We start from the raw sequence: 7,361 nt of genomic DNA, 5'->3' as shown, positions 1-7,361 counted from the left end.
CCCTCCTGGATGAGATTATCCCTGTAGGCAAAAAGCCTGACATAGACAACTACGAAAAAGCCCTATATGATAGTATGTCAGGGATCGTCTTCCAGGATGACGGTCAGATAGCTTTGCATGATGTAGGCAAGTTCTACAGCTTGAACCCTCGTATAGAGGTAGAGGTGGAGGTCATGGAATGGAACGCATGAGGCGAGATTATGCCTGAGTATTTGAAGAAATGAGGAAATTAAGATGACAAAAACTATCGAACTACCAGACTATTATGAACCCGATTGGGGAAATGCAAGATACGGAACATTAGAAGAACTAAAAGAGCTGTTGCTCTATAAGCGTATCGTGGAATGGGATAAAGATTTTTTACTACTTGAAGATGGCACAAAAGTCACTATTGAAATGTCTGAAAGTGATTGCTGTGCCTCAGCAGGTGGGGAGTTCCAAAATGTGTCGCTCGACGCTGTAATTACTAATGTTGAAATTGGAGAACAGGAAGAAATTCCTGACCATTGGGGAGTAGGTTATAAAAACAAAGTAACCATCTTCCACAATCAAAACCCTGTAGCTATCGCCAACTGTGAGGCAGAACATAACGGATATTATTACAGCGTAGGTTCCTTGGTGATTGGTGATATTCATTTCCCAGTAGTTGATGCTTAGGGGGCTGATATGAGAATTAAGACATCAAATGACACAATCATCCACGTCAACAAATCTCAGCGCAGTATCACGATCGAGGGCGTCGAGTTAAGCGGCGATTGTTGGGCTCTGGTATCTGACAATAAGAACGGCACAGGCACAATCACGCTTATTTTTGACGGTAAAATTATTTAAAGGAGGTGGAGTGATGGAACGACCTGAACGATACCCATCTGGGCACTTCATTCCTGAACTTATTGAAGATGAAGATATTATCTTTAACAAAGATAGCGAATATCACAAGCAGAAGAAAAAAGAAAAGAAAAACCCCATTTTTAAAAGAAATAAGTCCAAAAATAGATGGGCGCTTTGAGGAGATCACAGATTGAAAGTTACAAAAGGTTTTATTCTAGCTATCGATAATTTAAAAATTGATATTATAACAAACTCAGATAATCTAAACAGCTATGAGTTAGGAAATATCAAGAGACACGCAAGAGATCTATATGAATGCCTAGTATGGTTGCAGTATGCTGCGGAGGAGAATGAAAATTGAAACGATTTATCGCAATCTGGATATTATTGTCTGCTGGATTGAATGTCTGGCAGAGTATCCAGATTAAGAAATTAGAAGAAAAGCGCCCAATTATCGTCTATAAAGCTGATAATCAAGGCGCAGAAATCAAAGGCAGAGTCGTCCACAAGGAGAAGATCGGCGAACTCTACACGATCACAATACAGAACTACGGCATTTTCGTAGTTACTAAAACAAGTTATGAGTCATTGAGGATTGGAGACGAGGTGAGACTATGACACCAAAATTTAGAGCGTATGATGGCGGCTCATTAAATCGTATGTATCAACCGGACGAAGTGATGGTTGGAAATGGCGATATCTGGATTATTGATGAGGACTCTGTTGCTGGTGAATGGATTGTGAACAATGACATTCACCTCATGCAATCAACTGGCATCAGAGATATAACTAATCAAGAAATCTTTGAAGGTGACGTTGTTAAAACCACTAGATTTGTTGGAAGAGCTGATGAAGTGGGCGGTTTTTATGAGTATGACAAGGAATTTATAGGGATTGTTAAGCAGCTTGAGGGTTCTTGGGTAATTGATACGGGCAGTGACGCAGTATGTTTATGGACTGAAATTGAAGAAAATGAAATCATCGGCAATATCTACGAAAGTCCAGAGCTTTTGGAGGTAAATCATGACACTATTCGATGAAGTACAGCAACTTAGCTCAGAAAGCCATGCTAAATGGTTTGAGCGTTACTTCAAGAAACACGATTTAGAGCAGAAAATAAAAGCATCTGCTCAGCAAGGATATACAGGTCATCTGATAGGTGTACTATCAGTCAAAGATGAGTATACTAGACGTCGCTTGGATAATGAGAAAACGTTGGAGTTATTACGAGAGGTGTTAGGACCAGGTTTCAGAGTTAGACACAAGATATATCGCTCACGAAATATTTTGACAGGTGACACTTACATTTCTGATAAGAAAATTTATATATCTTGGGAGTAAAAAAAGCCAAGACACTCTCTGTCTCAGCTAAAATCTCAATAATAATATTATACCACAAAAGGAGATAGAGAGTGAACAAGGCTAAAGAGCTCTTGAAAGAGCTGCAGGATCTGGACATGGACATTCAAAGCCGTATAGATGAAATCAATGAGCTTGAGGCAGGTTTGCTCTCAAGTCCTAAATGGACAGACGTTAAAGTCCAAGGTGGTCAAGCTAGAAAAGTTGATGACGTCTATACTCAGTTGGTAGTGATGAAAGAGGCTATAGAGCAGGATACCAAAGAAGTTATCAACAGAAAACTTGAATTAGGTAGAATGATCAATAGGCTTAGAAATCCCAAGCATAGAACTATTTTGAGAAAGACCTACATCAATAAAATGTACGTCGATGACATCTGTGACAGTATGGGAGGCATGAGCTCTCCTACTTATTATCGCTTGAAGAAACAGGCGGTAAATGAGCTTGATGTCATTCTTACGGAATTGATAGTAAATGATAGTAATGGTACAGGCATGAAGTCTAAAATCTGTTAGAATGGTAGTATCAAGAATTAAGGGTAAGGCAGTAAGCCTTCCCTGACATGGAGAGTTGGCAGAGTCAGGTTGAATGCGCCCGTTTGCTAGACGGGTGGTCGCCTATGTGCGGTCCGTGGGTTCAAATCCCACACTCTCCTTTGAGTGTTTGTGTCCCAGAATGAGTTAAATCTTCTGGGTGGGGGTTCATATATCACTCATTAACTTAAAAATGGTTGCGGAGCGACTAGACCTTGCATGATTGCGTAGCTAATTATACTCCGGATAAGTTATAAGCTAGAGGGTTTGATTCCCTCAGAGGTTGTTAATGACTACAAAAAATAAAAAAAGGAAAACTTTCAAATTGATTACTAATTAATATGCAAGGTAGTAGTCGCCTTGCACTGAGTCACTCTTTGAGTGGCTTTTTTTGATTGACAAAACGGACAAATAGGAGGTAATAGGTTGGGCAGAGCACGAGACCCAAACCGAGATAAAGCTTTTGAGATTTATAAGCAGAATAACGGAAACATCACTAACCGCAAGCTTGGTGAAATGTTGGGCGTGCCTGAAAAAACTATCTCAGTTTGGAAGTTAAGAGACAAATGGAGCGAATGTAGTACTACAAAAAACAAAAGTAGTACTACCAAACGAACACGGGGAGCGCCGAAAGGCAATAAGAACAGCAAAGGCGGAAGTATAGGCAATCAAAACGCCCTAAAACATGGACTGTTTGCTAAGTATCTACCTCAAGAGGTATATGAGATAGCGCAAGAGCTTTCAGAAAAACAGCCCATTGACATCCTTTGGGAAAATATCACGCTGACCTACGCCAATCTGTTGCATGCTCAGCGCATTCTGTATGTGCAGGACGTTGATGATACTAATACTATGCTGATTGCTAGTACAGCTAAAGGCGGAGCAAGCTATGAAGTCCACACAGCATGGGATAAGCAAGGCAAGGCGTTGGCTGCAATGGCAAGGGCTCAATCAGAGCTTAAAAGCATGATTAAGACCTACGACGAGCTTACACGCTCTCCACTTGTTACAGAGGAGCAACGCTTGAGGATTGATAACCTCAAAGCTCAGCTAGGCTCTAATGATGATGATGACACGGTCATTACTGGATTTACATTTGATAGGAGTGAGTATAATGGCAATACTGAACCTAGCGAAACTGATTAACCCAGTATTCGATGAAGTCCTCTACACACTCAAGAGCCATATAGTGCTCAAGGGTGGTCGTGCTTCTACCAAGTCCTCTGTTGTATCCATTGACCTTGTAAATGACTTTATCAATGACCCTAACGGGAATGTGGTAGTCTTACGCAAAGTAGGAAAGTACTTGAGAATGTCAGTGTATGAGCAGATTAGATGGGCCATCTATGAGATGGGGCTGGCTAATCAGTTCAAGTTTGGCAAATCACCCTTACAAATCACCCACAAGAAAACAGGTACAGCCTTTTATTTTTACGGCGTAGACGATCCAATGAAACTCAAATCCCAAAAGATAGCCAAAGGCTATGTAATGGCCGTATGGTTTGAGGAATTGGCTGAGTTCGCAGGTCGTGAAGACATTGATATAGTTGAGGATACTTTCATCCGTCAAGAGCTGCCAAACGGCAAAGAGGTCAAAGTCTATTTCACATACAACCCTCCAAGAAATCCCTATGACTGGATAAATGAGTGGGTTGCTGAGAAAGCTAGTGACCCTACTTACATGATACATCACAGTACCTACCTTGATGACAAGCTAGGTTTTTTATCTAGGCAGATGATTGAGAAGATAGAACGGTACAAGGAAACAGATCCTGACTACTACCGTTGGATGTATCTAGGCGAGGTAATCGGTTTAGGTAATCATGTTTATAACATGAGCTATTTTAAACCACTAGAAAGCCTCCCAGATGATGACAAAGTGATAGGCATATCATTTGCCCTGGATACAGGACACCAACAATCAGCGACGGCCTGTGGGGCTTATGGACTAACTGCCAAGGGTAATGTTATCTTGCTTGATACTTTCTACTATTCACCAGCTGGCAAGACCATCAAAAAGGCACCTAGTGAGCTTTCTGTGATGATACATGACTTTATAGACAAGGTCATGAAACAGTACAGAGTACCAAAACTAAAGATGACTATTGATAGTGCGGAGGGGGCTTTGAGAAATCAATACTTTAAGGACTATGGCGAACGCTGGCACCCAGTAGCCAAGAAGAAAAATCAGACCATGATAGACATGGTTATTAGCTTACTAGCTGAGGGGCGTTTCTACTACCTTGACATCCCTGCTAACAGGGTCTTTATTGAGGAACACAAGATGTACCGATATGATGACAAGTCACTCAATACTGATGATCCAAAAGTCATCAAGGAAGATGACCACACGGTAGACGAATTCAAGTATTTTGTCCTAGACAACGCTAGAGAGCTAAGACTAAAAGCCTAAAGGAGCCAACAATGGGAATAGTACAGACTATCAAGAATTTTTTTACAAGGAGCAAGTATGTGATGACAACACAGAACTTAACGAATATCACTGATCACCCTAAAATAGCAGTGTCATCCACAGAATATGACCGCATTAGGGAAAATCTCAAGTATTATGCAGGACATTATCCACAGATTGAATACACCGACAGTAACGGCACGCCTCAAAAGAGAGCTTTCAACCATCTGCCTATTGGACGTACAGCAGCTAAGAAGATTGCAAGCTTAGTATTTAATGAGCAGGCTGAAATCAAGCTAGATGACAAAGACGCTAATAAATTTATTCAGAAACAGCTACAAGATGACAGATTTGTCAAGAACTTTGAGCGTTACTTAGAGAGTGGTTTGGCGCTGGGGGGCTTGGCTATGAGGCCATACGTCGATAGAGACAAGGTAAGAGTCTCTTTCATTCAAGCGCCTGTCTTTTTGCCTTTGCAAAACAACACACAGGATGTCTCTAGCGCTGCTATCATCACTAAGACAATCAAGTCAGAGGGCAACAAGCAGAAGTTTTACACGCTGATTGAGTTGCATGAGTGGGGCAAAGATGATAAATATACGGTTATTAACGAGCTCTACAGGTCTGATAATCAGAACGTGGTAGGCTCTAGGGTTCCTCTATCAGATCTCTATGAGGATCTTGAGGAAGTGGTAGACCTGAATGGCTTGAGCCGTCCGCTCTTTACTTACTTGAAAACTCCAGGAATGAATAATAAAGACATTAACTCAGCCCTCGGGCTGTCTATCTTTGACAATGCTAAGACTACAATGGACTTTCTTAACACGACTTATGATGAGTTCATGTGGGAAATTAAGATGGGTCAGCGCAGAGTGGCTGTCCCTAGTCAAATGATTAAAGTTGAGTACAATCAGGAGGGCGAGAACGTCACAGTTAAGCGTGAGTTTGAGGCAGGGCGTAACGTCTATGAACAGATTGACTCAGGAGATATGGATAAAGGCGTAGGTATCACCGACCTTACAACGCCTATCCGCTCGGATGACTATATCAAGGCTATCAATAAGATCCTGGCGATTTTTGAAATGCAGATAGGAGTATCTTCTGGCACGTTCACCTTTGATGGTAAGAGCTTGAAAACGGCTACTGAGGTTGTCAGCGAGAACTCAGACACCTATCAGATGAGAAATAGCATTGTCAGCTTGGTAGAGCAGTCACTGAAAGAGCTCATTATCTCAATGCTAGAGCTAGGCAAAGCCTACGGACTCTACAAGGGAAACATCCCTGACATGGAGAAAATCAGCATTAACCTTGATGATGGAGTCTTTACAGACCGAAACGCTGAACTTGACTACTGGGTTAAGGTTGTAAATGCTGGTTTTGCCACGGACGTCATGGCTATTGAGAAAGTGCTCAACGTGACCCCTGAGAAAGCTAAGGAAATAAAGGCTGAAATTAGTGGCAATGCTATCAGCGAGGCTAACGACGGCAGGAGTGATGAAGATGTTGAAATTTATGGTAATTGATAGGCTGAGGCGTTTATTTGGAATAAAAAGCCCAAGCAAGCTAATAACTGAGGGACTTGTAAGAGCTTATGAAAGAGAAGAAACCAATCAAGCTAAATGATGAGCAGTTAATGCTTGACGCCAGTAACGTTGCAGACATCTATCATCAGCTAACTCTTGAACTCTTTGACCAGGTAATAGATCGTATCAAAGAGCGTGGCTCTGCTAGCCTTGATGATAACCCTTATATTTGGCAACTTGAGAAAATGAATGAGATGGGCCTACTCAATGAGGACAATGTCAAGCTCATTTCTGACCGCTCAGGGATTGCTGAGGAACAGCTTAGGCATGTTATCCAAAATGAGGGCTACAAAATCTATAAAGACACCAAACAACAGCTTTTAGAGGCGACTGGTGGAGGTGGTTTTGCTGGTAACTCTATCATTCAGACCAATCTAGCTGCTTATGTCAATCAGGCTATGGGAGATATAGACAACCTCATCAATACCACTCTACCAATGAGTATCAGAAAGGTTTATCAGTCCATAGTCCAGGAGAGCGTGGCCAAGGTTGTCACAGGACTCACTACCTCAGACAAGGCTATCTCTGACACAGTCATGAAATGGGCTAAAAAAGGCTTTTATGGCTTTACTGATAGCCAAGGCAAACGGTGGAAAGCTGATACCTACGCTAGGCAAGTTATCAAGTCCACGGCTTGGCGTG

Annotated in this window: 13 protein-coding genes and 1 tRNA gene; all 14 read left to right on the top strand. The window is 41.7% G+C overall.

All coding sequences use genetic code 11. The features are described 5' to 3' along the window. Nucleotides 1-191, top strand: a 191-nt coding sequence (locus HMPREF2613_RS00600) for a RusA family crossover junction endodeoxyribonuclease (protein ID WP_148129926.1), incomplete at its 5' end; no start/stop codon positions are given. A gap of 43 nt (nucleotides 192-234) precedes the next feature. After that, nucleotides 235-657 (top strand): DUF7448 domain-containing protein, encoded by a 423-nt coding sequence (locus tag HMPREF2613_RS00595; RefSeq protein WP_070478188.1) that lies wholly within the window; start codon nucleotides 235-237, stop codon nucleotides 655-657. Nucleotides 658-666: 9 nt separating this feature from the next. Continuing rightward, complete coding sequence (locus tag HMPREF2613_RS11455) at nucleotides 667-831, top strand: hypothetical protein (protein WP_186822062.1); 165 nt, start codon at nucleotides 667-669, stop codon at nucleotides 829-831. 13 nt (nucleotides 832-844) lie between these two features. Then, complete coding sequence (locus HMPREF2613_RS11450; protein ID WP_186822061.1) at nucleotides 845-1,009, top strand: hypothetical protein; 165 nt, start codon at nucleotides 845-847, stop codon at nucleotides 1,007-1,009. 12 nt (nucleotides 1,010-1,021) lie between these two features. Further along, nucleotides 1,022-1,192, top strand: a complete 171-nt coding sequence (locus HMPREF2613_RS00590; protein WP_070478186.1) for a topoisomerase — start codon at nucleotides 1,022-1,024, stop codon at nucleotides 1,190-1,192. Then, nucleotides 1,189-1,449 (top strand): DUF1372 family protein, encoded by a 261-nt coding sequence (locus HMPREF2613_RS00585; protein ID WP_070478184.1) that lies wholly within the window; start codon nucleotides 1,189-1,191, stop codon nucleotides 1,447-1,449. Before HMPREF2613_RS00590 ends, HMPREF2613_RS00585 begins: the two co-directional genes overlap by 4 nt. Further along, nucleotides 1,446-1,871, top strand: coding sequence for a YopX family protein (locus HMPREF2613_RS00580; protein ID WP_083279174.1), 426 nt, complete (start codon nucleotides 1,446-1,448; stop codon nucleotides 1,869-1,871). Before HMPREF2613_RS00585 ends, HMPREF2613_RS00580 begins: the two co-directional genes overlap by 4 nt. Further along, entirely contained in the window at nucleotides 1,855-2,172 is a 318-nt protein-coding gene (locus HMPREF2613_RS00575; RefSeq protein ID WP_049488112.1) for a hypothetical protein, read from the top strand. Before HMPREF2613_RS00580 ends, HMPREF2613_RS00575 begins: the two co-directional genes overlap by 17 nt. Before the next feature lie 71 nt (nucleotides 2,173-2,243). Further along, nucleotides 2,244-2,705, top strand: a complete 462-nt coding sequence (locus HMPREF2613_RS00570; RefSeq protein ID WP_070478183.1) for a DUF1492 domain-containing protein — start codon at nucleotides 2,244-2,246, stop codon at nucleotides 2,703-2,705. A 49-nt stretch (nucleotides 2,706-2,754) separates the two neighbouring features. Next, a tRNA-Ser gene (locus HMPREF2613_RS00565) sits at nucleotides 2,755-2,845 on the top strand. A gap of 304 nt (nucleotides 2,846-3,149) precedes the next feature. Then, nucleotides 3,150-3,869, top strand: a complete 720-nt coding sequence (gene terS / locus HMPREF2613_RS00560; protein ID WP_070478181.1) for a phage terminase small subunit — start codon at nucleotides 3,150-3,152, stop codon at nucleotides 3,867-3,869. Further along, nucleotides 3,838-5,136: a PBSX family phage terminase large subunit gene (locus HMPREF2613_RS00555; protein ID WP_070478180.1), complete on the top strand. Its 1,299-nt coding sequence runs from the start codon at nucleotides 3,838-3,840 to the stop codon at nucleotides 5,134-5,136. The genes terS and HMPREF2613_RS00555 overlap by 32 nt, the downstream gene beginning before the upstream one ends. A gap of 11 nt (nucleotides 5,137-5,147) precedes the next feature. Next, nucleotides 5,148-6,659 carry a phage portal protein gene (locus HMPREF2613_RS00550; RefSeq protein ID WP_315940722.1) on the top strand — a complete coding sequence of 504 codons (1,512 nt, stop codon included), beginning with the start codon at nucleotides 5,148-5,150 and terminating at the stop codon, nucleotides 6,657-6,659. Nucleotides 6,660-6,727: 68 nt separating this feature from the next. Beyond that, on the top strand, nucleotides 6,728-7,361 hold a 634-nt coding region (locus HMPREF2613_RS00545), incomplete at its 3' end, for a phage minor capsid protein (RefSeq protein WP_222563118.1).

This window comes from Streptococcus sp. HMSC070B10, from assembly GCF_001808665.1.
Classification (GTDB): Bacteria; Bacillota; Bacilli; order Lactobacillales; family Streptococcaceae; genus Streptococcus.
Note: the sequence above shows the minus strand (reverse complement) of the source record. Positions and strands in the feature narration are given on the sequence as shown.

Coding starts and splice junctions, on each gene's coding strand:
- HMPREF2613_RS11450 (WP_186822061.1), top strand. CDS start 845: ATGGAACGACCTGAACGATACCCATCTGGGCACTTCATTCCTGAACTT.
- HMPREF2613_RS00550 (WP_315940722.1), top strand. CDS start 5,148: ATGGGAATAGTACAGACTATCAAGAATTTTTTTACAAGGAGCAAGTAT.
- HMPREF2613_RS00555 (WP_070478180.1), top strand. CDS start 3,838: ATGGCAATACTGAACCTAGCGAAACTGATTAACCCAGTATTCGATGAA.
- HMPREF2613_RS11455 (WP_186822062.1), top strand. CDS start 667: ATGAGAATTAAGACATCAAATGACACAATCATCCACGTCAACAAATCT.
- HMPREF2613_RS00580 (WP_083279174.1), top strand. CDS start 1,446: ATGACACCAAAATTTAGAGCGTATGATGGCGGCTCATTAAATCGTATG.
- HMPREF2613_RS00595 (WP_070478188.1), top strand. CDS start 235: ATGACAAAAACTATCGAACTACCAGACTATTATGAACCCGATTGGGGA.
- HMPREF2613_RS00575 (WP_049488112.1), top strand. CDS start 1,855: ATGACACTATTCGATGAAGTACAGCAACTTAGCTCAGAAAGCCATGCT.